We start from the raw sequence: 24,666 nt of genomic DNA on the forward strand, positions 1-24,666 counted from the left end.
CTTAGATACCGAGCGGTCGGTCGGTGCGGGCCCGCCCCCTCAGAAGGCCGACACCCCCGTGAGCTCCCGGCCGATCAGCAGCTTCTGGATCTGGCTCGTCCCTTCGTACAGGGTCATCACGCGGGCGTCCCGCAGCAGCTTGCCCACGGGGTACTCGTCGATGTACCCGTAGCCGCCGAAGACCTGCAGCGCATTGCCGGCGCAGCGCACCGCCGCCTCGCTGGCGAAGAGCTTCGCCTTGGACGACTCCGCCGCGAAGGGCAGGCCCCGGTCGATCAGGTCGGCGACCCGCCAGGTCAGCAGCCGGGCGGCGTCCACGTCCAGAACGATGTCCGCGAGCAGCTCCTGCACCAGCTGGTGCCCGGCGATCGGCTTGCCGAACTGCTCGCGCTCCTTGGCGTAGCCCACGGCGGCGTCGAGCGCAGCCTGCGCGATGCCCACGCACCCCGCGGCGACCGACATCCGGCCCTTGGCCAGGGCGGACATGGCCACGGAGAAGCCCTTCCCCTCCGGCCCGAGCATCGCGGAGGCCGGCACGCGCACGTCCTCCAGCACCAGCTCCGCGGTGGCCTGGCCGCGCAGCCCCAGCTTCCCGTGCACCTCGTACCGGGCGAGGCCGGGACTGTCGGCGGGGACCAGGAAGGCGCTGACGCCCTTGTGGCCGGGGGCGTCGTTGGTGCGGGCGAACAGCAGGACGACGTCCGCCCAGGTGCCGTTGGTGATGAACATCTTGGCGCCGTTGATCACGTAGTCGCCGCCGTCGCGCCGGGCGCGCGTGGTCAGGTTGCCGGCGTCCGAGCCGGTGCCGGGCTCGGTCAGCCCGAAGCAGCCAAGCGCCTCCCCGGAGGCCAGCCGGGGCAGCCACTCCCGCTTCTGCTCCTCCGTGCCCCAGTGCGCGACCGACTTCGCCACCAGCCCGAGCGAGACGGACACGATGCCGCGCACCGAGGAGTCGCCGCGCCCCAGCTCCTCGGTGACCAGGCAGTACGCCAGGTGGTCGCCGCCCGAGCCGCCGTACTCCTCCGGCACCGTCAGCCCCAGGAAGCCCACGTCGCCCAGCTTCTTGACGATGCCCCGGTCCACGGCCTCCGCCCGGTCCCACGCGGCCGCGTGCGGCACGATCTCGCGCGCGGTGAACTCGGCGGCCAGCGCGCGGACCGCGGCCTGCTCCTCGGACAGCTCAAGATTCACGGCACACCTCGGTTCGGCTTTAAATTACCACTGCTAGTTTCCTGTGGGCAGCCTCTACTATGTGCCGCATGGCCCGCCCCCGCAAGCCCCTGCTCAGCCGCGAACGCATCGTCTCCACGGCACTCGCGCTCGTGGACGGGGAAGGGCTGCAGGCCGTCTCCACGCGCCGCCTCGCGGCGGAGCTCGGCGTCAGCGGGCCGAGCCTCTACAACCACTTCCCGACCAAGGACGACATCCTGGACGCGGTCGCCGACGCGGTCGTCGGCGAGGTCGACCTCGCCATGTTCGACGACGGCCGCGACTGGCGGGACGCCCTCGTCGCCTGGGCCCGCTCCTACCGCGCCGCGCTCGCGGCCCACCCCCACATCGTCCCCTTCCTCGCCCAGGGCCCCGGCCGCCGCCCGGCCGGCCTGCGCATGGCGGACGCGGTCTTCGGCGGCATGACCGCCGCCGGCTGGCCCCCGGCCCACGCCACCCGCGTGGGCGCGCTCATGCGGTACTTCGTGGCGGGGTCGGCGCTGGGGTCCTTCGCGCGGGGCTTCGTCGACGACGCGTCCGCCTACGACCCGGCGGACTACCCGCACCTCGGGCAGGCGCACCTCCTCGCGGAACGGCAGCAGCAGGTGGACGAGGGTGCCTTCGAGACGGGGCTGCGGGCGTTGGTGGACGGGCTCGCGCTGCAGTTCGCTGCGCTGGGCTCCGCCGGGTAGGGCTGTTTCCGCGTGCGGCGCCATTGTGCGGGGCTGCACCGTGCTGCCCCGTTCTTGCGTGCGGGTTGTTTGCGCCTGCGGCGGGCTGTTCGCCCGCCCTCCCACCCGATTGCCCGGCGCGATTGGTGCGGGCGTGCGCACTGTGGCTGGGTGGGCCGGGGGCGGGGCCTCCGGGGTGGGCATTCTGTACCGCATATTTATGTGCATGGCGGGCAACCACTCGTCGGTGCCGTCTCTGCCGCACATCAAATACACGTCAGCGTCCAGAACGCCCACCCCTACGACCCCACCCCCTCCGTACCCGTCGCGGCCAACGGCCGGTGGGTGGTCACAAGGCAGTCCGGGGGCACCGCACCTGTCCCACGCACCCCCAACGGGACACCCTGCGCCGGCGCGAGAGGGAGGGGCGCTGCGGGGTGCTCCCCCTGGCCGAAGGCCGGGGCAGACGAGCAACAGACCCGGTGCCGAACAATGCGGGCCTTAACCACGGGGCTGTGGGGGTCAGAAGGCGGTTCCGGGTGCCCCCGCACGCCTATCTGCCCCCCCCACCGGCCGTTGTGCGCCCATACGACGGGAGGGGGTGTGTCGGGGTGCGCCCATGGGGGTCCCCCCGGCCGAAGGCTGGGGGAGACGAGCGGTCAAGTGCGGCGCCCGACGATGTGGACGTAAACCGCGAGCGTTCTGGGGGTCCCCCCGGCCGAAGGCTGGGGGAGTGCGCCGGCGCGGCGCCGACCCCAGCACAAGGTGCGAGACCCGCACCAATCGTGCCGGGCAATCGGGCGGGAGGGTGGGGGGAGAAACCCAACAACAACCACAACGCACCCGCACACGACAACCGGACGTCAGAAGACGACCAGCGACCGCCCGCCCCGCCCCTGTCGCATCGCCGCGAACGCCCCCGGGATCCCGTCCAGCCCGATCCGCTCCGTCACCATCGCGGAGAGGTCCAGCCGCCCCGCCCGCACGTGCTCCGCCAGAACCGGCAGGTCGCGCCCCGGGTCGCTGTTGCCGTACACGCAGCCGGACAGCGTCCGCCCGAAGTGGAAGAGCTCCAGCGCGGAGAAGGAGACCAGGTCCGCCTTGCCGCCGATGCCGACGACCGTCGTGCGCCCGCCCCGCCGCGTCGAGGACCACGCGGAGCGGATCGTCTCGCCGCGCCCGACGCACTCGATGGCGACGTCCGCCCCGTGCCCGCCCGTCAGTGCGCGGATCCGCTTCGCGACGTCCTCCCCCGCCGGCAGGAACTCCGTGGCGCCCGCGGCCCGGGCCAGGGCCTCCTTCTCCGGGGAGACGTCGACGGCCACGACGGTGCCCGCCCCCGCGATGCGGGCGGACTGCAGGACGGCGAGCCCGACGCCCCCGACGCCGAAGACGGCCACGGACTCTCCGGGGCGCACCGCAGCGCTGCGGTGGACCGCGCCGTACCCGGTGAGCACGGCGCACCCCAGGAGCGCGGCCTCGGTCAGGGGGATCCCGTCCGGGAGCGGCAGGACGGCGCCCGCCGCGACCACGGTCTCCTCGGCGAACGCGGCCGTCCCGAGCCCCGGGTAGAGCTCGGTCCCGCCGTCCGCGAGCTTGGCGTAGGGCACGCCCGCCGCCGCGCCCGCGCCGGCGCACAGCCACGGCTCGCCGAGCCCGCAGTAGTGGCAGGTGCCGCAGGCGGGCGCCCAGTTGAGGACGACGCGGTCGCCGGGGGTCACGTCCGTGACGCCCTCGCCCACGGAGACGACCGTGCCGGCGCCCTCGTGCCCGAGGACGGCGGGCGCGGGCTGCCGCAGCGTCCCGTTGGACAGGGACAGGTCGGAGTGGCACACCCCGGCCGCGGCGAGCCTGACCCGCACCTGGCCCGGCCCGGGTTCGGGCAGGTCGATGTCGGCGAGGGTGAGGGGCGCGTTGACGGCGGGCAGTACGGCGGCGCGGACCACGGTGTTTTCTCCTGGCGGTCAGAACTGGAGGGACTTGGTCTGGAGGTACTCGGTGAGGCCGTGCGGGCCGAGCTCGCGTCCGACCCCGGACTTCTTGTACCCGCCGAACGGCGCCAGCGGGTTGAAGCGGCCGCCGTTGATGTCGACCTGGCCGGTGTCCATGCGCCGGGCGAAGGCCACGGCCGTGGCCTCGTCGCCCGCCCAGACCGCCCCGGCCAGGCCGTAGACGGTGCCGTTGGCGATGCGCAGCGCGTCCTCCTCGTCCTCGTACGCCAGGATCGACAGGACGGGGCCGAAGATCTCCTCCTGGGCGATCGCCATCTCCGGGGTGACGTCGGCGAAGACGGTGGGGCTGACCCAGTAGCCCCGTGCCCGCGGCACGTCGGTGCCGCCGGCGACGAGGCGGGCCCCCTCCTCGACGCCCTTGGCGATGTAGCCGCGGACGCGTTCGTGCTGCCGGGCGTTGACGACGGGGCCGATGCGCTCGCCGGGCACGTACTTGGCGGCGGCCGTCGCGGCGAGGGCCACGGCCTCCTCGTACACGTCGCGGTGGACGAGCATGCGGGTCCAGGCGCTGCACGTCTGGCCGGTGTTGGACATGACGTTGGCGACGCCGACGCCCACGGCCTTGGCCAGGTCCGCGCCGGGGAGGATGACGTTGGCGGACTTGCCGCCGAGTTCCAGGGCGACGCGCTTGACGGCGGCACCCGCGGTCGCGGCGATCTGCCGGCCGACGGCGGTGGACCCGGTGAAGGAGACCAGGTCGACGTCCTCGTGGGCGGCCAGGGCCTGTCCGGCGACCGGGCCGAGGCCGGTGACGAGGTTGAACACGCCCGCGGGCAGGCCCGCTTCGTGGACGGCCTCGGCGAAGAGCTGGGCGACCAGCGGGGTGTCCTCGGCGGGCTTGAGGACGACCGTGCAGCCGGCGGCGAGCGCGGGGGCGACCTTGGCGACGATCTGGTGGAGCGGGTAGTTCCAGGGGGTGATCGCGCCGACCACGCCGACGGGCTCGTGGAGGACGGTGGAGTTGCCGATCCGCTCCTCGAAGGGGTGGGTGGCGGCGAGTTCGGCGTACGAGCCCGCGACCGCGACCGGGAGCCCCGCGTGGACGGCCCGGCTGAAGGCCAGCGGCGCGCCCAGTTCGGCGGAGACGGTCTCGGCGATCTCCTCGCCGCGGGCGGCGAGGACGTCGCGCAGCGCGGCGATGCGGGCGGCGCGCTCGGCGGGCGGGGTGGCCGCCCAGCCGCGGAAGGCCGCGCGGGCGGCGCGGACCGCGGCGTCCACGTCCTCGGCGGTGCCGGCGGGCACGGTGGCGAACACCTGCTCGTCCGCGGGGTTGACGACCTCGATCGTCCCCGGGCCGGCGGCGGGCCGCCAGTCACCGTCGATGTACATCCCGTCGTGCGGCTTCATCCCTTGTCCTCCCGGGCGGGCCTGCCGTGGCACGCCCAAACTAGCGCCGATAGTTTTCGGTTTCCAGGCCGGTGCCCCGTGCGGTGGGTCACGCCGGGGCGACCTGGACGGGGAATCCGTTGAGGACGGCCGTGCCCGACAGCGGGTCGAGCAGGGTGCCGTCGAGCAACTGGTTGAGGTTGGCCCCCGGTTCGCGGGTGGCGACCGTCAGCCGGGTGCCGGCGCGGTCGTGGCCCCAGCCGTGCGGCAGGCTCACCACGCCCGGTCGCACCGCGTCCGTGACCTCGACCGGGGCCTCGATCTCGCCGCCGTCGCCCTTGATGCGGGCGCGCGCCGCGTCGGTGAGGCCGAGCCGGGTGGCGTCCTCGGGGTGCACCTGGAGGGTGCAGCGGTTGCTCCCGCCGGTGAGCGCGGGCACGTTGTGCATCCAGCTGTTGTTGGAGCGCAGGTGGCGGCGGCCGATGAGGACCAGCCCGTCCGCGGACCGGCCGGTGACCGCCGCCAGCAGCCGGGGCACGTCGGCGGTGAGCGGCGCGGGCGCGAGTTCGATCGCGCCGGAGACGGTGCGCAGCACCTCGGGGACGCGCGGGCGCAGCGGCCCGAGGTCGATGCCGTGGGGGTGGTCGAGGAGGCGGCGCAGGCTGAGGCCGCCGGGGGCGGTGCCGAAGCCGTCGCCGTACGGGCCGAGCCGCAGCATCATGTCGAGCCGCCGCTCGTAGCCGGTGTCCCCGGTGAGCGTCGCGGCCAGTTCCGCGGGGTCGCGGCCGTGGACGGCGGAGTGCGGGTCGGCGGTCTCCTTGGCCAGGCGGTGGGCGACGGCCTGTTCGTCGACGGTCGCGGGGTCGGCGTCCGGGGCGGAGCCGCCGAGGACGAGGGCGAGCCGGGCGAGGATCTCGGGTTCGCCGGGCCTGCCGTCCTCCAGCGGGATCGCGGGCGGGCTGTAGCGGGCGTTGTTGCGCACGGAGAAGTTGCCGAACGCGAGGTCGTAGTGCGCGCTGCGGGAGGGCGGGGGCGGCGGCAGGACGACGTGCGCGTGGCGGGTGGTCTCGTTGAGGTACGGGTCGACGCTGACCATGAAGTCCAGGCCCGCCAGGGCCCGGTCGAGGCGGGCGCCGTCGGGGGCGGACAGCACGGGGTTGCCCGCGATGGTGACCAGGGCGCGGATCCGGCCTTCGCCGGGGGTGTCGATCTCCTCGGCGAGGGCGGCGGCGGGCAGTTCGGAGGCGACCTCGGGGTGGCCGGAGACCCGGCTGCGCCAGCGGCCGGTGGTGAAGCCGCGGCCGGGTCCGGCCGGCCGCGGGGCGCGGGCGGTGGCGGGCAGCGGGAACATCGCGCCGCCGGGCCGGTCGAGGTTGCCGGTGAGGATGTTGAGGACGTCGATCAGCCAGCTGGCGAGGGTGCCGAAGCGTACGGCGGTGCTGCCCAGGCGCCCGTAGACGGCGGCACTGGGGGCGGCGGCCAGGTCGCGGGCGAGGGTGCGGATCCGCTCGGCGGGGACGTCGCAGTACGGGGCGACGGTCTCGGGGCCGAAGTCGCGGGCCAGGGCGCGGACCTCGTCGACGCCGGTGACCTGCCCTTCGAGGTGGCCGAGGCCGGTCAACCCCTCCTCGAACAGCACGTGGACGACGGCGAAGAGCAGCGCGGCGTCGGTGCCGGGGCGCGGGGCGATGTGGAGATCGGCGAGTTCGGCGGTGCGGGTGCGCTTGGGGTCGATGACGGTCAGCCGGCCGCCGCGGCGACGCAGCGCCTTGAGCTTGCCGGGGAAGTCGGCGGCGGTGGCGAGGCTGCCGTTGGAGACCAGGGGGTTGCCGCCGATGACGACGAGGTGGTCGGTGCGGTCCAGGTCGGGCACGGGGACGGCGAGCGCGTCCCCGTAGAGGTGGCCGCACGCCGCCTGTTTGGGCATCTGGTCCAGGGTGCTGGCCGAGAACAGCGCGCGGGTGCCGAGGGCGCGGACGACGGCCGGCGGGTAGAGGCCGCCGGCGATGGTGTGGACGTTGGGGTTGCCCAGGTAGACGCCGGTCGCGTGGGCGCCGTGGGTCTCGCGGACGCGGGCGGCGCCCTCGGCGACGGCGGCGTACGCCTCGGCCCAGGTCGCTTCGGCGAGCACGCCGTCGCGGCGTACGAGCGGGCGGGTGAGCCGGTCGGGGTCGCCGTCGACCTCGCCGAAGGAGGCGCCCTTGGGGCAGACGAAGCCCGCGCTGAAGACGTCGTCACGGTCGCCGCGGGCGCCGGTGACCCGGTCTCCGTCGATGGTCAGGGTCAGTCCGCAGGTTGCCTCGCACAGCGGACAGATACGCAGGGCGGTACGACTGCTGGCCATCGGGCCTCCCGGGGCAGGGCGCTTCCTCGTGTGCGGTCACCATACCGACCGGTATGCATGTCGGGATAGCGTTCGCGGGGACGGCCCTCGCGGGAGGCCGCCGCGGGAACGCGACACGGCCTACGGCTCCAGGACCCCGGCCAGGTAGGCGCGGAGCAGTTCCTTCGTCTCCGCGATGAGGGCGGCCTCGCCCTGCGGGTCGGCGCGGAAGGCCATCTTGAGCAGCGCGTCCGCGGCCTCCACGCCCACCACGAAGGCGGTGCGCAACCGCCGGTCGTCGGTCACGGCCACGCCCGCCGCGCCGAGCGGGGCGATGAGCAGCGACCTCAGCCGGTCGGCCACGAGGTGGTTGGCCAGGTCGTTCACGGCGGGGCCGGGTGCCGGGCCGGCGAAGCTGACGAGGGCGAAGCCCGGCACGCTGCGGCGCATCGCGACGTACTGGTCGACGACGACGTCGATCAGCAGGCGCCAGTCGGCCGCGCCGCCGTCGGCCGCGCCGCCGTCGGCCGCGCCGAGGGCGTCGAGGCGGTCCGTGACCCCGGCGAGGTACTTGTCGAGGTTGCGCCGGGCGAGGGCGTCGGCCATCGCGCGCTTGTTGGAGAAGAAGCGGTAGACCGAGCCGATCGGCACACCCGCGCGGGCGGCCACGGCCCGCGTGCTCAGCTCGTCGTAACCGCCCTCGTCGAGGATCGCCGCGGCCGCGTCGAGGATCCGGGCGAAGCGTTCGGCGCTGCGCTGCTGGACGGGGACGCGCCGGAGACCGTTGCCGCTGCTGTGCACGGGGTCCATCATGCCGGTTTTCCACAGGGACCGGCCGATCCCTTGCGGGGTTGATTCCTATGGACAACCATAGGAATCGTGACCAGCACAGAGATCGCCAGCACAGAGATCCAGGACGGCAAGGACCTCGCCTACCTCCCCGGATTCGGCAACGAGCACACGAGCGAGGCCGTCCCCGGAGCGGTTCCGGCCGGCCGCAACTCGCCGCAGCGCGCCCCGCTCGGCCTGTACGCGGAGCAGCTCAGCGGCACGGCCTTCACCGAGCCGCGGCATCACAACCGCCGTTCGTGGCTGTACCGCATCCGCCCCTCGGCGGCCCACCCGCCGTTCCGCCGGATCGACAACGGGCGGCTGCGCAGCGCCCCCTTCACGGCCGAGCCCGATCCCAACCGGCTGCGCTGGAGCCCGCTGCCGCTGCCGCAGGAGCCGGCCGACTTCGTGGACGGCCTGGTCACCGTCGGCGGCAACGGTGACGTGCTGCGCCGCGAGGGCATCGGCATCCACTGGTACGCGGCCAACCGCTCCATGGACGGCCGGGTGTTCTCCTCCTCCGACGGCGAGCTGCTGATCGTGCCGCAGCGCGGCCGGCTGCTGCTGCGCACGGAGTTCGGCGTCCTGGCCGCCGCTCCGGGCCACGTCGCGCTGGTCCCGCGCGGGGTGCGCTTCCGCGTCGAGCTGCCGGACGGCGAGGCGCGCGGCTACGTGTGCGAGAACTACGGCCAGCACTTCCGGCTGCCCGACCTCGGCCCGATCGGCGCCAACGGCCTGGCCAACGCGCGGGACTTCATGGCGCCGGTCGCGGCGTACGAGGACCGCGAGGAGCCGGTGGAGGTGGTGAACAAGTTCGGCGGCAACCTGTGGGCCGCCGAGTACGGCCACTCCCCCCTCGACGTCGTCGGCTGGCACGGCAACCTGGTGCCGTACGTGTACGACCTCAGGCGTTTCAACGTGCTGGGCAGCGTCAGCTACGACCACCCGGACCCGTCGATCTACACCGTGCTGACCTCGCCCTCCGACACCCCGGGCCTGGCCAACGCCGACTTCGTGGTCTTCGCCCCGCGCTGGCTGGTCGGCGAGGACACCTTCCGTCCGCCGTACTTCCACCGGAACGTGATGAGCGAGTTCATGGGGCTCGTCGAGGGCGCGTACGACGCCAAGGCGGAGGGCTTCGTGCCCGGCGGGGCCTCGCTGCACAACATGATGTCGGCGCACGGCCCGGACCGGACGACCTTCGACCGGGCGAGCGCCGCCGAACTGGTCCCGCAGAAGGTGGACGACGGGCTGGCCTTCATGTTCGAGACGCGCTGGCCGGTGGTGGCGACACCGGAGGCCATGACGGCCGGGCACCTGCAGCGGGACTACGACGGCGTGTGGCGGGGGCTTGAGCGACACTTCAGGCCATGACGACGAGCCCGAGCAGCACCTTCGCCCCCGACTCGCTGGTCCTGAACCGCAAGCTCCCGCTGTGGTACCAGGTCTCGCAGTCCCTGCGCGCCTCCATACTCGGCCGTCGTCCGGACGCCCCGCTGCGGCTGCCGACGGAGGACGCGCTGGCGGGCCACTACGGCGTCAGCGTGCTCACGATGCGGCAGGCGCTGAAGGAGCTCGAGGAGGAGGGCCTGATCAGCCGCCGCCGGCGGCGCGGCACGTTCATCGAGCCCGCCGCGCTGCGCGGGGCGCCGGTGCGGCTGCTGGGCTCGGTCGACGCGATCGTGGCCCAGCAGTCCGGGGAGCGCACCAGCGTGCTCAGCCACGGCCCGTCGCCCGTGCCGCCGGAGTACGCCGAGTACTTCCCCGGGCTGGCGGACACCGTCGCCTACCGCCGGCTGCGCTGCGACGAGTCGGGTGAGCCCACCAACTGGGCGGAGAACTTCGTCCTGCCGGAACTGGCGGCCCGGATAGACCTGGCGGACCTGGCGCGCTGGCCGATGACGAAGGTGCTCCGGGACGCCCTCGGGGTCCGGATCAGCCGCATCACGGACACCGTCGAGGCGCGGCTGGCCGACCCGGACACCGCCCGGCTGTTGCAGGTGCCCCTGCTCAGCCCGATCCTGCACTACACGGGGGTGACCTACGACGACACCGGCCGCACGGTCGACGTGGTCCGCATCCACTACCGGGGCGACCGCTTCTCCTTCACGGTGACCATGGAGGCACCCTGAGGGGCCTCAGTAGCATGCTCACGGTGAGCGATGAATCGCCGACGCTGGCCGACCTGATGCCGTGGTCCGTACCGCCCCTGCGCCTGGGGCGGAGCTGGGTCATGGCCCCGGAGGCGGCGACCCTCACCGCGCGCTGGGACCGGCTGCTGGAGGCCGGAGCCGCCGAGCGCGAGCGGCTGTTCCGCCCGACCCGGGCACGCACCCCGCACACCGCCGTCGCCCAGCTGCCGGGCCACCCGGCGCCCACCACCCGCCTGGAGCGGGCGGAGGGCCCGTGCGCGGAGCCGGTGCGGGTGCTGCACGGGCCCTACGACCAGCAGTGGCTCATCCCCGACCAGCGGCTGATCGACGCCGCCCGCCCCGAGCTGTGGCGGGTCGCCGACGAGGACCACCAGCTGTACGCGGTGGAGCTGGCGCGGCTGCCCCAGGTCCCCGGGCCGCCGCTGGGCTTCTCCGCGCTGCTCCCGGACGGCCACTCCCCCGCCGGCCGGCCGGGCCGCGTACGTCCGTTGTTCCGCCGCCCCGGCGGCGCGGACCCCAATCTGGCGCCGGGCCTGCTGGACCGCCTCTCCGAACGGCTGGGCACCCCGGTCGCCGCCCAGGACGTGCTCGCCTGGATCGCGGCGCTCGCCACGGGCTCGCCCGTCGAGGTCCCGCTCACCGCGGATCCGGCGCTGTGGGCGGAGGGGGTCGCGCTGGGGCGCCGTCTGCTGTGGCTGCACACCCGGGGCGCCCGCTGCTCCGATCCGGCGCGGGAGCGCCCCGCCGGGCATCCCCGGCTGCCGGGCGGCCGGCGCCCCTACGTACGGGCGGCGCTGCCCGACGTGCCGCGGGAGGCGCCGTCGTACGACCCGCGGGAAGAGGCGCTGGTGCTGGGGAGCGGGCGGGTGTCGCCGGTGCCGGAGGCGGTGTGGGAGTTCCACGCCGGGGGGACGCGGGTGCTGGAGACCTGGTTCGAGCGGCGGATCCCCGACGGGCCGGCGGAGGGCCTCGACGCGGTCCGGCCCGCCGCCTGGCCGCGGGCCAGGACGACCGAGCTGCTGGAGCTGATCAGTGTGCTGGCGCTGCTGGCCGAGGCGCGGCCGTCACGCCGTGCGCTCGCCGCCCGGGTGGCGGCCGGCCCGCGGATCGGCGCCGCCGAGCTGCGCGCGGCGCGCGTCCTTCCGGTGCCGGAATCCGCGCGCCGCCCGGCCTCCGTGCTGGATCACCACGAAGAGGGACCGGACGGGCAATTCGCCCTGCTGTGACCACAAGTCGACATGACAACAGGCCCGGACGGAGTACACCGACGCGCCGCTTGACGCAGCGCGGTGCCGGGACGGTGTACTGCGCCCGAGCCTGTCCGCTGAAGGAACGCCGAGAACGCCTCCGGTCAGCCGCGGCTGCCGAAGAGGGAACGACGCAGTCGCCGCAGTGGCGCGAACAGCGATACACGCGCCCCGCGGTTGGCGTTCGCGCGCACGTGGTCGCGCGAGGTCAGCTCGCGCATCAACAGCGTGGCCTCCTCCGCCTCCTGCTGCGGCACGGCAGGGCCGGCCAGCACCGAGAGATGACGGTCGAGGCGCGCACTGGACGCGCTGCTCCCACACGTGATGGCAGGCACTCGCGGCCTGCTCCGCATTGCTATCTGATCCATGACACTCCCCACCCGTTCGAGGGCACCCGGCACCGGGCAGGGTAACCCTATCGTCCTGCGGCGTCACCTATGCATCCGCGTTCCCGGATTCACCTTCCCGTCAAGGGGGTTGACGTCACGAGCCGATACCCAGTGCGAGCAGCGGCAGTTGGACGACGGCATCCGAGGTCGGAACCGCGGATCCGCCAGTCGGCTCAACCGTCACGGTGAAGGCGTACGACCACTCGTCGAGCCCGTCGGTGACGAACGGACCGGACGTGCCGCCCGCCGCCGGATCGGCGCCCAGCACCGCGAGGGAGCGGAAGGACGCCGGGCGTTCGCTCACCAGCCACAACTGGTAGACCTCGCGCCCCTCCAGCGGCGGCAGCCCGTGGACGGTCACCACGGCGCGCCGCAGGTCCCGCGACACGACGGCGGACACCCCCCGCCCGTGGTCGTCGCTGGAGTAGACGGGGCGGGCGTCGGCGGCCGTCAGGACCTCGTTCACCGCGCGTGTGTCACCCCGTACGCGGTCCAACTGCGCGGCGGTCCACACCAGCAGGCCGCCCAGCACCGCACAGACGAGGAGGGCCGCCCCGGCGCCCGCCACGGCCAGACGGGTCGTGGGCGGCCGGCGCCACGCCTCCCACCACCGTCCCTGCGGCGCTTCCTCGGGGGCGTCCGCGCCGTCCGGCCCGGCGCTGATCGGTGGCGGGACCACCGCGGACGGCACCGTCAGGCGCGCCAAGGGCAGCGGCGCCGACACGGCGGAGCCCCCGGCGCCGAGCCGGACGGTGTCCCCGGCGAGCCGCCGCACCCGGTCCGCGCACGCGTCGCAGCGCATCAGGTGCCGTTCGAAACGGCGCAGTTCCCGCGGCGCGAGGGTGTCGAGCGCGTACGCCGCGGCCAGTTCGTGCACGGAACCTCTCATGGGTCGCCCCGCTTCCCTCCGCGGTGCGCGCACCGACCGGCCGGGCCTTTATCACGTTACAACCCTGTGACACAAATTCACCCCGGTCCGCCAATCCGCCGTCCGAACGGCCCCGAACAACCCACGCAGGACCTCTTCCAAGGGGGAGGGGCCAGACTCGCGAAGGACCGACGCGATGACCGCACACAGCAGGAGCAGGCTCAGGGCCCGGTTCGGGCGATCGCGCACGATCGCCCTGCTCGCCGCGGGCGCCGTGGCCGCGGGGGGACTCGCCACCGTGGGCGTCACCGGACTGGAGCCGGGGACGGCGCAGGCGTCCAGCCACCGGGAGGCACCGCTGATCTCGGGGCAGCCGCAGTACGACACCACGGACGTCTACGCGTTCGTCAGCCCCGACCGCCCGGACACCACCACCCTGGTGGCCAACTGGATCCCGTTCCAGGACCCGGCCGGCGGCCCGAACTTCTACAAGTTCGCCGACGACGCCCAGTACGACATCCACATCGACAACGACGGCGACGCCCAGGGCGACTACCTCTACCGGTGGACGTTCCAGGACCACGTCCGCAACAAGAAGACGTTCCTCTACAACACCGGCCCGGTCACCAGCCTCGACGACCCGGACCTGAACTTCCGCCAGACCTACGACATCGACCTGTTCCGGCTGCACGACCAGCAGGTCACCGGCCGCTACAAGGTCGCGAACGACGTGCCGGTCGCGCCGTCGAACGTCGGCAAGGCCTCCATGCCCGACTACGACGTACTGCGCCGGCAGGCCGTCAAGGACCTCGGCCGCGGCACCAAGGCCTTCGCCGGCCAGGCCGACGACCCGTTCTTCCTGGACCTGCGGGTCTTCGACCTGCTCTACGGCGGCAACCTCTCCGAGGTCGGCGACGACACCCTCAAGGGCTACAACGTCAACACCATAGCCCTGCAGGTCCCGACGGCCGCGATCCGCAAGTCGGCGAAGCAGCCCGTCGTCGGCATCTGGTCCACCACGCAGCGGCGGACCGCGAACGGCGACTGGGCGCAGGTGTCCCGGCTCGGCATGCCGCTGGTCAACGAGGTGGTCAATCCGCTCAAGGACAAGGACCGGTTCAACGCCTCCTCGCCCTGGAACGACGCCCAGTTCCTGAAGAACGTGACGCACCCCGAACTGCCGAAGCTCATCGAGGGCATCTACAAGATCAAGGCCCCGGCCACCCCGCGCGACGACCTCGTCCAGGTGTTCCTGACGGGGGTGCCCGGGCTCAACCAGCCGCCGCACGTCCGCCCGTCGGAGATGCTGCGGCTCAACACGGCCGTCCCGCCGGCCGCCGCGCCCAAGCGGCTCGGCGTCCTGGACGGCGACAACGCGGGCTTCCCGAACGGCCGCAGGCTCGGTGACGACGTCGTCGACATCGCACTGCAGGTGGTGGAGGGCGAACTGGTCGGGTCGAAGAACGACCTGGGCGACGCCGTCAACGCCAACGACCAGGCCTTCGGCGCCGGCTTCCCGTACGTGGCCCTGCCCGCCTCGGGCTCGGACGGCCCGCTGGCCAAGCCGGCCACCAACTCGGCGCAGTCCAACGGGGTCACACAACTCAATGGGAGCGGCCTGCTCTCCGGCGGCGGTGACGACGACAACACCGTGCTGATCGCCTCCGCGGCCTCCGGCGGCGCGGGCGTGCTGCTGGTCGGGGCGGCGCTGCTGTGGTGGCGGACGCGCCGCCGCCCCGCCGGCCGCGGGGCGCACGGCCGGGCCTGAGGCCCGGTCCGCCGCCCGTCCGAAGGCACACCGGCCCGTCGATCCGCCGGGCCCGGTGAACCCGGCGGAAGCACACCGCACGGCACCCGGCCGGGGCGCACCGCAAGCGCCCCGGCCGGGCCCCACCCCATCCTCCCGAAAGGCAGCAGCCATGGACGTACCGGCCCCGGGCCGACTGCGCGCCGCCGCCCTGTACGCGGCGCTGGTGCTGGGCCTCGCGCTGGCGCTCACCGCCGGCGCGCTGGTCCTCGGCGGGCCCTCCGCCCCGCGGGACGGCGCGCGGGCCGCGGCGCCCGCCGCCGACGCCCCGCTGGACCGCCTCGCCGAGGGCGACCTCGGGGGCGGCATCGCGGCCCTGCAGACGCACCTGCGGGCCCAGCCCAAGGACGCCGCGGGGTGGGCCGCGCTCGGCGCCGCATACGTCGAGCAGGCCAGGACCAGCGGCGACCCGACCCGCTACCCGCAGGCCCAGGCGGCCTTCAGCCGCTCGCTGCGAATCTCCTCGCACGGCAACGACGCCGCGCTCGCCGGGCGTGCCGCGCTCGCCGCCGCCCGGCACGACTTCCGTACCGCCCTCGCCGAGGCGGACCGGGCGCTGAAGGTGAACCCCTACGCCGAGCGGGCCCTCGCCGTACGGGTCGACGCCCTGGTCGAACTCGGCCGCTACGACGAGGCGCTGCGCGCCGCCGAGCACGCCGACGCGGTGCGCCCCGGCATCCCGGTCTTCACCCGTCTCGCCTACGTCCACGAACTGCGCGGCGACACCGCCGGTGCCCGCCGCATCCTGACCCGCGCCCTGGACTCGGCCGCGACCCCGGGCGACACCGCCTACGTCGCCACCGCGCTCGGCCAGCTCGCCTGGAGCCAGGGCCACTACCCGGACGCGCTGCGGCACTTCGCCACCGCGCTGCGCGCCGACCCCGGATACCTGCCGGCGGTCGAGGGCCTCGGCCGTACCCACGAGGCCCTCGGCGACCGCGAGAAGGCCCTGCGCGACCTGGGCACGGTCGTCGACCGCTACCCGCTGCCGGCGCAACTGGCCGCCCTGGGCGAGCTGTACGAGGCCGCGGGGCGGAAGGAGCGCGCGGCGCGGCAGTACGCGGTCGTCGGCACCTGGATCGCCCTCGCCAGGGCGAACGGCGTCGCCACCGACCTGGACGCGGCGCTGGTCGCCGCCGACCACGGGGACGCCGCGGAGGCGCTGCGGGCGGCACGGGCCGAATGGTCGCGCCGGCGTACGGTCCACACCGCCGACGCGCTCGCCTGGGCCCTGCACGTCAACGGCCGCGACCGCGAGGCCCTGCCGTACGCCGAGCGCTCCTCGGCGCCGGGTTACCGCAACGCGGCCTTCCTCTACCACCGCGGTGTCATCGAGGCCGCCCTCGGCAGGCGCGAGGCGGCCAGGACCTCCCTCACCGCGGCACTCCGGCTCAACCCCGGCTTCTCGCCCACCGCAGCCCCCGCCGCCCGCCGTGTGCTGGCCCGCATCGAAGGAGACCCGTCATGATCCGGCACAGGATCCGGCGCAGGATCCGGCACAGGACGGCCGCCGCGGCGGTCACGGCGGCGGCCGGAGCGGCCCTCGCGCTGCTGCCCGCGGGGCAGGCCCAGGCGCATCCGCTCGGCAACTTCACCGTCAACCGCTACGACGGCCTGGTCGCCGCCCCCGGTGTACTGCGGATCGACCACGTCGAGGACCTCGCCGAAATCCCCGCGGCGCAGGCCGTACCCGTGATCGACCGGGACGGCGACCGTGCGCTGGGCCGCACCGAGTTGGCGGACTGGGCGGCGCGGCGCTGCGACACCGCCGCGAAGGGCGCGCGGGCGACCGTCGACGGCCGGCGCGAACCGGTCGCGGTGCGCCGGGCGACGGCGGCCGTGCGCCCGGGGCAGGCGGGACTGACGACGCTGCGCGTCGAGTGCCGGATGACGGCGCGGCTGCCGTCCGGGGAGCCGGCGTCCCTGGACTACCGTCCGGCGGACGTCGCCACGGGGCCGGGCTGGCGGGAGGTCACCGCGCGCGGCGACCGCACGACGCTCCACGGCGCCGACGTGCCGGCGGAGTCGGTGTCGCGGCGGCTCACCGCGTACCCGAAGGACCTGCTCTCCTCGCCCGCCGACGACCGCGCGGCCGCTTTCCGGGTGACCCCCGGCGGCCCCGCCCTGGCGGCGGAGGACGACGTCCCCGCCACCGCCGGTGTGCTGCCGCGCGGCGCGGACCGCTGGACGCGGGCCCTCACCGACCTGGTGTCGCGGCACGCGCTCACCCCGGGCTTCGCCGCCCTGGCGCTCCTGACGGCGCTGGCGCTCGGCGCGATGCACGCGCTGGCGCCCGGGCACGGCAAGACGCTGATGGCCGCGGCGGCCGCGGCGGGGGGCCGGCGATCGCGCCGGGACATGGTCGCGCTGGGCGCCTCCGTGACGGTCACCCACACCATGGGGGTGTTCGCGCTCGGGCTGCTGGTGACGACCGGTTCGGCAGCGGCGCCCTCGGTCATCGGCTGGCTGGGGGTGGCGAGCGGCGTGCTCGTCGCCGGCGCAGGGGCGGCGCTGCTCCGCCGCGCGTGGCGGTTGCGGGGACGGACCCACGATCACGACCACGGGCACGGACACGACCACGGGCACGACCACGGGCACGACCACGGGCACCTTCACCACGACCACGGGCATCCCCACCACGGCCGCCCGCATCACGCCCCGCCCACCTCCGCGCCCGCGTCCGCGCCCGGGACCGCCGCAGAAGCCGTGCCCGCCACCGTCCTCACCGCCGAACGCCCCGCCCCCGTCCACCCCGTGCACGTCCACCCGCATCCGCACGTCCACGTCCACGCGCACGAGCCGCGCCCCACCCTGCGGGGCACCGTCCTGCTGGGCTTCGCGGGCGGTCTCGTCCCCAGCCCCTCCGCGGTCGTCGTCCTGGTGGGCGCCGCGGCGCTGGGCCAGGCCTGGTTCGGCTTCCTGCTGGTCCTGGCGTACGGCGCGGGCCTGGCGGTCACGCTCACGGCCGCCGGTTTCGCCGTCGTCCGGCTCGGGCGGCTGGCCGGGAAGGCGTCCGTACTGCGGGCCCGGGGGCGGTCGTTCGCCGCGGCGCGGCGGCTCGCGCCGCTGGTCACGGCGTCGGTGGTGCTGGTGCTGGGCTGCGGCCTGGTGCTCAGGGCGTCGCTGGCGATGGCCGGTTGAGGGAGCTTTCCGCCGAAAGGGTCCGTTGGGGAGGAAGTTCGGTCATGCTGGGCTGCGGGCGGAGCGAGGGGGGGACACGCCGATGACACGGCTCGTGGCGGGGCGCTACCGGCTGATCAGCGAGCTGGGCCGGGGCGGCATGGGTGTGGTGTGGCTGGCCCGGGACGAACTGCTGGGCCGCGAGGTGGCCGTCAAGGAGGTCAAGGCCCCGCCGGGCCTGGAGGACCGGGAGGTCGAGCGGCTGTACGCCCGGCTGCAGCAGGAGGGGATCGCGGCGGCGCGGGTCGAGCACCCCAACGTCATCAAGGTGTACGACGTGGCCATGGCCGAGGGCAGCCCGTGGATCGTCATGGAGCTCGTGCGGGGCGTGACGCTCGACGACGTCCTCGACGCGGAGGGCCCCATGGACCCCCGGCGCGCCGCGGGCGTCGGCGGCAAGGTGCTGCAGGCGCTGCGCGCCGGTCATGCCGCCGGGGTGCTGCACCGCGACGTGAAGCCGGGCAACGTGCTCATCGGCAACGACGGGCGGGTCGTGCTCACCGACTTCGGCATCGCGATGATCGAGGGGTCCTCGGCGATCACCCGCACCGGCGAACTGGTCGGCTCGCCCGAGTACCTGGCGCCCGAGCGGGCGCTGGGCCGCCGTCCCGGCCCGGCGTCGGACCTGTGGTCGCTGGGGGTGCTGCTGTACGTGGCGGTGGAGGGCGGTTCGCCGTTCCGCCGCGAGACGGCGCTGAGCACGATGCGCGCGGTGGTGGACGAGGAACTGCCCGCGCCCCGCAGGGCGGGAGCGCTCGCCCCGGTGATCACGGGGCTGCTGCAGAAGGACCCGGCGGCCCGGCTCCCGGGCGACGAGACGCAGCGGCTGCTGGACGCCCTCGCCGCCGGGCGCACCCCGCCGGGGGCCGGAACGGCGTACGCCACCACGCGGGCCGCCGTCCCGCTGCCGGCGCCGGGGCCGGGCGGCACACCGGTCCGCTCGGCCCCGGTCTCCTCGACCCCGGTCTCCTCCACACCGCTCGGGCCGACGACGCCCGTCGGCCCCGGGTACGGTCCCCCGCCCGCGGACGGTCCGCGGGCCCGGCCGCGCCGTGCGGTGGTGGCGATGACGGCGGGCGTGCTCGCCCTCGCGCTGGGCGTCGGGGGCGTGGCCTACGCCCTGTTCGACGAGGACCCGGGCGGTTCCGGCCCCTCGACCACCGCCGGCGAGACCCCGGGCGGCGGGTCGTCCCCGTCCGCCACGGGCTCGCCGGAGGACGAGGACGACGCGGAGGCCAGCGGCTACGAGGCGACGGCCGGCGGCGGTTCTGGCTCGCCGCACTCCTCCGCGCCGTCCGCCACACCGACCCGTGTGAACGTCCACGTCACGGTGTCGGCCGTGCGCGACACCTACACCGGGAGCTGTCCGCCGCCCGCGGAGCAGGCGCCGTCCTTCTCGGCGGTCGTCACGGTCGACCGCACTCCGGTGACGGTCACCTACCGCTGGACGTCGAGCGCCGGCGGTTCCGACCACGGCGAGCAGACCCTGGACTTCCCCGCGGGGGGCGCGAAGAGCCGTACGGTCACGTACACGGTGCCGTCCTACGAGCCGGACGGCACGATCGAGGGCTGGGTCGCGTTCGCCGTGCGGAGCCCGGTGGAATCGGAGTCCGGGCACGTCCCGTTCACGGTCACGTGCCGGGAGCCGAGCCCGTCGCCGAGCGGTTCGGACGGCACGGCGCCGACCCCCTGAGGCCGGCGCCCCGAACCGCCGCGGCACGGCCGAGGGGTGCCGGGCGATGGCCCGGCACCCCTCGTCTCATGCCGTCCGGGTGCTGCGCGCCGCCGTGCGGCGGGTCACGCGGCGGAGGTGAACACCGGCAGGTAGCCGCCGGACTGGCCGGAGGCGGTGGGGTGGTAGGACTCGTAGACGGGGAGGGTGAGGCTGTGCAGCCACGCCGAGCCCGAGCAGAGCTCGTGCCCCGTGAAGGTGCCGCGGACGTCGGCGAAGGTGTAGCCGTGGTCGGCGGCGCGCTTGGCGGTGACGGTGTCCAGGAGGTCGGCCGCGTCGTTGATGGCCCTGCGCTTGGTCTCGCTGAGGCCGATGCAGGTGGTGCCCAGCTTGTAGAAGCGCGGGTAGCCGAGGACGACCACACGCGCCGTGGGGGCACGGGAGCTGATGGCGTTGTAGACCGAGTCGAGGCGCGCGGGCAGCTGGTTGTTGGCGAAGTCCCTGGCCTGGTTGATCCGGCTGAGGCAGGTGCTGTCGGAGCTGAGGACGCAGGTGGTCATCACGTCGGCGAAGCCGGCGTCGTTGCCGCCGATGCTGATGCTGACCAGGGTCGTCGAGGAGTTGAGCGGACCGAGCTGGTTGTTGAGCACGTCGGTCGTGGTCGCTCCCGAACACGCGGTGAAAGAGAACCCGGACGGGCTATGGGTGTTGGCCCACAGCCGGGGGAACGCCTTGCTGCTGCGGTAGCAGCTGCCGCTCGAGCTGTCGTAGCTGCCGGAACCGACTCCGGCGGAGTAGGAGTCGCCCAGGGCCACGTAGACGGGGCCGGCGGCGTGGGCGGAACCGGTACCGAACAGGGCGATCGTGGCGGTAAGGAGAAGTGTGGATGCGGCTGACACGAAACGGGACAGTCTCATGGAACCTCCCTTAGCAGGATCTCTGCCGCGTCTTTCGTACCGCGCAGTAACACGTTCGGGAAGTGTCCATGCCAAGATTTATTGGCATGGACATTCCTAAGAACCTCGTGATCGCCCTGCGCGCACCCGGAGGTGACGCCGCATCCGGCGCCGCACCCCACTCCCCCGGTCGGCCCGCTCCCGAAGGGAGCCGCCAACGCGACGCCACTCGAACACAACACCCCGGCCGTCCGAACTGTTCGACGGAAATCGCCCACGTCATGAGCGCCCGTCACCCCATCGGGCGCGGCGGCCGCTTCTGTTCGCCCCTTCCTTGACGCACGCGCCCGAATTGAGCGACATTGAACTTCTGCATCCGGCGTTTTGGGGGGCAAAGTCGCCAATGCAACCAACGCGTAGAGACAACGCATCCGGTCACCCGACCGGCAACGAATCACTTCCCCTGCTCGCGGGCGCCGCCGTGGGAGTCGGCGGGGTCGGCGCGGTGCTCGCGCTCGCGGACATCGCCTCGCCCGTCCGGGCGCCGTTCACCTTCTTCTTCCTGCTGGCCGCCCCGGCGGCCGCGCTTGCCGGGGCACTGCGCTCCCTCGACCCGCTGAGCCGGGCGGTGGTGGCGGCCGGCGGCACGATCGTGATCGACCTGCTGGTGGCGCAGGGCATGCTCGCCCTGCACATGTGGTCGGTCCGCGGTGGTGTCGCGGTGGTCGCGGCGCTGAGCGCCGCGCTGTTCCTGCTGCCGCTGCTGCGGCGCTCCCTTGCCCGGGCCGAGAGAAGGCGGACTCCGTAAAGTGGACATCACCGTGTACCGCCCCGGCGAGCTCACCGCCGCCGACCGGGCGGAGTGGACCCGCGTGCAGGACCAGGCCGTGGCCTCGGGCAGCCCGCAACTGGGGAATCCCTTCCTGTCACCGGAGTTCACGCTGGCCGTGGCCCACCACCACCGGGGGGTGCGCGTCGCCGTGGTCCGCGAGGACGGCGTCCCGGTGGCCTTCTTCCCGTACCAGCGCTCGGCGGCCGGCGTGGGCCGGGCCGTCGGGCTCGGGCTGTCGGACTGCCAGGGGCTCGTACACCGGCCGGGCTTCCAGTGGGACGCGCGGGAACTGCTGCGCGCCTGCGGCCTGGCCCTGTGGGAGTTCGACCACCTGATGGAGGGCCAGAAACCCTTCGAGGAGGGGGCGACCGGCACGTACCCCTCGCCCGTCATGGACGTGGAACACGGGTACGAGGCGTATCTCGGCCATCTTCGGGCGCACTCGCCCAAGTTCCTGCGGACCACGCTCGCCAAGGAGCGCAGGCTCGGCCGGGACGCGGGCGAGGTGCGCTACGTCCACGACGAGCGCGACGTGGCCGCGCTGCGGCGGCTGATGGCCTGGAAGTCGGCGCAGTACCGAAGAACCGGGCGCAGCGACCGCTTCGCGCGGCCGTGGATCGTCGAGTTGGTGGAGCACCTGTTCCACACCCGCACCGAGGGCTTCGCCGGGCGGCTTTCGGTGCTGTACGCGGGGGACCGGCCGGTCGCGGCGCACTTCGGGATGCGCACGCCCGCCGTGCTCGCCTGCTGGTTCCCGGCGTACGACACGGAGTTCTCCAAGTTCTCCCCGGGCCTGGTGCTGCACCTGCGGATGGCGGAGGGGGCGGCCGCCGAGGGAGTGGCCCAACTCGACCTGGGGCGGGGGCACAAGGAGTACAAGGAGTCGCTCAAGACGCGGGACCTGACGGTCTCCGAGGGATGGGTGACCCGCCGTCATCCGGTCGCGCTCGGGCACCGCGCCCGGCGTGCGCCGGTGCGCGCGCTGCGCAACGCGGTGACGGCCCGGCCCGCGTTGCGGGAGCCGGCGGACCGATTCCTCAAGCGTGTGGGACGGTTGCGCGCCGGCGCTCAATAACGGACATTGTCGTACAGGCATGATCAATCAGACGAGTCCATGGCAATTTCTTAAAACGGCATTCACTCTGTCAGGTATTGCCATAGGGTCTCAATCCTCAATATTGTCGTACATCCACCCGCGGCGACCTGTCATGCACAGCGGCTCAAGGGGAGGGCCAGAGAGTCGCGACAGGACAACCGCGGGGCGCGGTAGGGGGGTGCCGTGCTCGGTCACCGTCACACGTGTGCCGAGCCGCGAACCGCGCGGCCGGTCACGCATGCCCGCTCACCCGGCCGGCCTGCGCACGGGACACCGACATGCCCGCCATGCGCGGGGTCCCGGGCGGGGTGAGACCAACCCCCCTTTCGAACCGGACACGCCACAGGGCCGCCCGCGCGGGCGGCCCACCGGACGAGAGGGAAACACGACTCATGAGCTCCTTCCTGCGCCCGGCAGCCACCGGGCAGGCGCAGACCGCCGCGGTCCTGGCGCCGGACCATTTCACGCCGGTCTCCACGCACCTGGCCATCGCTCCGCTGGTCAGCGTGGTCATCCCGGCGATGAACGAGGCGGAGAACCTGCCGCACGTGTTCGCCACCCTGCCGTCCTGGATCCACGAAGTGGTCCTGGTCGACGGCAACTCCACCGACGACACCGTCCGCGTCGCCCGCGAGCTGCGGCCCGACGTACGGATCGTCCCGCAGACCGGCAAGGGCAAGGGCGACGCGCTGATCGCCGGCTTCACCGCCTGCACCGGCGAGATCATCGTCATGGTCGACGCCGACGGGTCGGCGGACGGCTCCGAGATCGTCTCCTACGTCTCCGCCCTGGTCGCCGGGGCCGACTTCGCCAAGGGCTCGCGCTTCGCCAACGGCGGCGGCACCGACGACATGACGCCCATCCGCAAGCTGGGCAACCGCGTGCTGTGCGCGGCCGTCAACGCCAAGTTCGGAGCCCGTTACACCGATCTGTGCTACGGGTACAACGCCTTCTGGCGGCACTGCCTGGACAAGATCACCCTGGACTGCACGGGCTTCGAGGTGGAGACCCTGATGAACATCAGAGTGGTCACGGCCGGTCTGAAGGTCCAGGAGATCCCCAGCCACGAGTACGTGCGCATCCACGGCGCCAGCAACCTGCGGGCGGTCCGCGACGGGTTACGGGTCCTCAAGGTCATCCTCCGGGAGAAGACCGAGCGCCGGGCGGCCCGCCGCGAGGGGGCCCGGTGACCCACGAGGACCTCCTCCGGGTGTCCGTGGTCGTCTGCGCGTACACCGAGGACCGCTGGGAGGACATCCTCGCCGCGGTCGCCTCGGTGCACGCGCAACGCCTCCCGGCCCACGAGGTGCTGCTGGTGGTCGACCACAACCCCGTCCTGCTGGCCCGGCTGACCGGCCACTACGAGGGCACGGCCGTGCGGGTGCTCGCCAACGCCGGTCCCCGCGGCCTGTCCGCGGGCCGCAACACCGGCATCGCCGCGTCGCGGGGCGAGGTCGTCGCCTTCCTCGACGACGACGCCGTCGCCGAACGCGACTGGCTGCACTGGTTCGCCGACGCCTACCGGGACCCGGCCGTCATGGGCGTCGGAGGGCGCACCCGCCCGGTGTGGGCCTCCGGGCGCCGGCCGCGCTGGTTCCCCGAGGAGTTCGACTGGGTGGTCGGCGCCTCCTACCGCGGGCAGCCCGCCGGGCGCGCCCTGGTGCGCAACGTGCTCGGCGGCAACGCCTCGTTCCGGCGGATCGCCTTCGACATCGCCGGGGGCTTCGCCACCGGCATCGGCCGGGACGGCGACCGGCGGCCGCTGGGCTGCGAGGAGACCGAGTTCTGCATCCGGCTCACCCAGGCCAAGCCGGGCAGCCTGCTGCTCATCGACGACCGCGCCGTGATCTGGCACCGCGTCCCCGCCGCCCGGGAGCGCTTCGGCTACTTCCGCACCCGCTGCTACGCCGAGGGCCTGTCCAAGGCCCTGGTCACCCGCAGCGTCGGCACGGACGCCGGGCTCGCGACCGAACGGCGGTACGCCACCCGCGTCCTGCCCGCCGGCGCGGCCCGCGGGCTGCGCGACGCCCTGCGCGGACGTCCGGGCGGCGCGGGCCGGGCCGGCGCCATCGTCGCCGGCGTCGCGACGACGGCGACGGGCTACGCCGTCGCCCGGTTCCGCACCCGAGGGGAGGCCGGCCCGGCATGAGACCG

The 24,666-nt window shown here is 74.2% G+C and carries 20 protein-coding genes; 12 read left to right on the forward strand and 8 right to left on the reverse strand.

Annotation, left to right across the window (positions count from 1 at the left end; all coding sequences use genetic code 11):
* Positions 1 to 39: 39 nt before the first annotated feature.
* Complete coding sequence (locus ACZ7MY_RS21550; protein WP_499603718.1) at positions 40 to 1,191, reverse strand: acyl-CoA dehydrogenase family protein; 1,152 nt, start codon at positions 1,189 to 1,191, stop codon at positions 40 to 42.
* Between the two features lie 68 nt (positions 1,192 to 1,259).
* Here ACZ7MY_RS21550 and ACZ7MY_RS21555 point away from each other — a divergent pair, with 68 nt between their 5' ends.
* The gene (locus ACZ7MY_RS21555; RefSeq protein ID WP_499603719.1) at positions 1,260 to 1,901 is read left to right on the forward strand and encodes a TetR/AcrR family transcriptional regulator; all 642 of its coding nucleotides are present in this window, start codon (positions 1,260 to 1,262) and stop codon (positions 1,899 to 1,901) included.
* An 842-nt stretch (positions 1,902 to 2,743) separates the two neighbouring features.
* Here ACZ7MY_RS21555 and ACZ7MY_RS21560 read toward each other — a convergent pair.
* The 4 genes from ACZ7MY_RS21560 to ACZ7MY_RS21575 form a co-directional block, all read right to left on the reverse strand.
* The gene (locus tag ACZ7MY_RS21560; RefSeq protein ID WP_499603721.1) at positions 2,744 to 3,826 is read right to left on the reverse strand and encodes a Zn-dependent alcohol dehydrogenase; all 1,083 of its coding nucleotides are present in this window, start codon (positions 3,824 to 3,826) and stop codon (positions 2,744 to 2,746) included.
* An 18-nt stretch (positions 3,827 to 3,844) separates the two neighbouring features.
* Positions 3,845 to 5,239 (reverse strand): aldehyde dehydrogenase family protein, encoded by a 1,395-nt coding sequence (locus ACZ7MY_RS21565; RefSeq protein ID WP_499603723.1) that lies wholly within the window; start codon positions 5,237 to 5,239, stop codon positions 3,845 to 3,847.
* Positions 5,240 to 5,327: 88 nt separating this feature from the next.
* Complete coding sequence (locus tag ACZ7MY_RS21570) at positions 5,328 to 7,562, reverse strand: molybdopterin-dependent oxidoreductase (protein ID WP_499603724.1); 2,235 nt, start codon at positions 7,560 to 7,562, stop codon at positions 5,328 to 5,330.
* Positions 7,563 to 7,682: 120 nt separating this feature from the next.
* Positions 7,683 to 8,354, reverse strand: coding sequence for a TetR/AcrR family transcriptional regulator (locus ACZ7MY_RS21575; protein ID WP_499603726.1), 672 nt, complete (start codon positions 8,352 to 8,354; stop codon positions 7,683 to 7,685).
* A gap of 66 nt (positions 8,355 to 8,420) precedes the next feature.
* Here ACZ7MY_RS21575 and hmgA point away from each other — a divergent pair, with 66 nt between their 5' ends.
* The 3 genes from hmgA to ACZ7MY_RS21590 are packed head-to-tail and all read left to right on the forward strand — an operon-like array spanning position 8,421 to position 11,751.
* Entirely contained in the window at positions 8,421 to 9,746 is a 1,326-nt protein-coding gene (gene hmgA, locus ACZ7MY_RS21580) for a homogentisate 1,2-dioxygenase (protein WP_499603728.1), read from the forward strand.
* A complete protein-coding gene (locus ACZ7MY_RS21585; protein WP_499603730.1) occupies positions 9,743 to 10,504 on the forward strand; it encodes a GntR family transcriptional regulator in 762 nt (253 codons plus the stop codon). Before hmgA ends, ACZ7MY_RS21585 begins: the two co-directional genes overlap by 4 nt.
* Positions 10,505 to 10,518: 14 nt before the next feature.
* Positions 10,519 to 11,751, forward strand: a complete 1,233-nt coding sequence (locus ACZ7MY_RS21590; RefSeq protein WP_499603732.1) for a type ISP restriction/modification enzyme — start codon at positions 10,519 to 10,521, stop codon at positions 11,749 to 11,751.
* A gap of 125 nt (positions 11,752 to 11,876) precedes the next feature.
* Here ACZ7MY_RS21590 and ACZ7MY_RS21595 read toward each other — a convergent pair whose 3' ends face one another.
* Both ACZ7MY_RS21595 and ACZ7MY_RS21600 read right to left on the reverse strand, forming a co-directional pair.
* Positions 11,877 to 12,140 carry a hypothetical protein gene (locus ACZ7MY_RS21595; RefSeq protein ID WP_499603734.1) on the reverse strand — a complete coding sequence of 88 codons (264 nt, stop codon included), beginning with the start codon at positions 12,138 to 12,140 and terminating at the stop codon, positions 11,877 to 11,879.
* Between the two features lie 115 nt (positions 12,141 to 12,255).
* On the reverse strand, positions 12,256 to 13,050 hold the full coding sequence (locus ACZ7MY_RS21600) for an anti-sigma factor (RefSeq protein WP_499603736.1): 795 nt from the start codon (positions 13,048 to 13,050) through the stop codon (positions 12,256 to 12,258).
* 175 nt (positions 13,051 to 13,225) lie between these two features.
* On the opposite strand from ACZ7MY_RS21600, the gene ACZ7MY_RS21605 reads away from it, so the two are divergent.
* The 4 genes from ACZ7MY_RS21605 (at position 13,226) to ACZ7MY_RS21620 (ending at position 19,709) form a co-directional block, all read left to right on the forward strand.
* Positions 13,226 to 14,797 (forward strand): DUF4331 domain-containing protein, encoded by a 1,572-nt coding sequence (locus tag ACZ7MY_RS21605; RefSeq protein ID WP_499603738.1) that lies wholly within the window; start codon positions 13,226 to 13,228, stop codon positions 14,795 to 14,797.
* A 151-nt stretch (positions 14,798 to 14,948) separates the two neighbouring features.
* Positions 14,949 to 16,304 (forward strand): tetratricopeptide repeat protein, encoded by a 1,356-nt coding sequence (locus ACZ7MY_RS21610; protein WP_499603739.1) that lies wholly within the window; start codon positions 14,949 to 14,951, stop codon positions 16,302 to 16,304.
* On the forward strand, positions 16,301 to 17,977 hold the full coding sequence (locus tag ACZ7MY_RS21615) for a nickel transporter (RefSeq protein WP_499603741.1): 1,677 nt from the start codon (positions 16,301 to 16,303) through the stop codon (positions 17,975 to 17,977). Before ACZ7MY_RS21610 ends, ACZ7MY_RS21615 begins: the two co-directional genes overlap by 4 nt.
* Before the next feature lie 82 nt (positions 17,978 to 18,059).
* The gene (locus tag ACZ7MY_RS21620; RefSeq protein WP_499603743.1) at positions 18,060 to 19,709 is read left to right on the forward strand and encodes a serine/threonine-protein kinase; all 1,650 of its coding nucleotides are present in this window, start codon (positions 18,060 to 18,062) and stop codon (positions 19,707 to 19,709) included.
* Between the two features lie 104 nt (positions 19,710 to 19,813).
* On the opposite strand, the gene ACZ7MY_RS21625 is transcribed toward ACZ7MY_RS21620, so the two are convergent.
* Positions 19,814 to 20,605 carry an SGNH/GDSL hydrolase family protein gene (locus tag ACZ7MY_RS21625; RefSeq protein WP_499603744.1) on the reverse strand — a complete coding sequence of 264 codons (792 nt, stop codon included), beginning with the start codon at positions 20,603 to 20,605 and terminating at the stop codon, positions 19,814 to 19,816.
* A gap of 460 nt (positions 20,606 to 21,065) precedes the next feature.
* Here ACZ7MY_RS21625 and ACZ7MY_RS21630 point away from each other — a divergent pair, with 460 nt between their 5' ends.
* From ACZ7MY_RS21630 to ACZ7MY_RS21645, 4 genes are all read left to right on the forward strand, one after another.
* On the forward strand, positions 21,066 to 21,392 hold the full coding sequence (locus tag ACZ7MY_RS21630) for a hypothetical protein (protein WP_499603746.1): 327 nt from the start codon (positions 21,066 to 21,068) through the stop codon (positions 21,390 to 21,392).
* A gap of 1 nt (position 21,393) precedes the next feature.
* Positions 21,394 to 22,491, forward strand: coding sequence for a GNAT family N-acetyltransferase (locus tag ACZ7MY_RS21635; protein WP_499603747.1), 1,098 nt, complete (start codon positions 21,394 to 21,396; stop codon positions 22,489 to 22,491).
* Between the two features lie 413 nt (positions 22,492 to 22,904).
* Positions 22,905 to 23,702, forward strand: a complete 798-nt coding sequence (locus ACZ7MY_RS21640) for a glycosyltransferase family 2 protein (RefSeq protein ID WP_499603748.1) — start codon at positions 22,905 to 22,907, stop codon at positions 23,700 to 23,702.
* Complete coding sequence (locus ACZ7MY_RS21645) at positions 23,699 to 24,661, forward strand: glycosyltransferase family 2 protein (RefSeq protein WP_499603749.1); 963 nt, start codon at positions 23,699 to 23,701, stop codon at positions 24,659 to 24,661. The genes ACZ7MY_RS21640 and ACZ7MY_RS21645 overlap by 4 nt, the downstream gene beginning before the upstream one ends.
* The last annotated feature ends 5 nt before the right edge of the window (positions 24,662 to 24,666 follow it).

The sequence above is a fragment of the Streptomyces sp. NPDC111520 genome, from assembly GCF_055635295.1.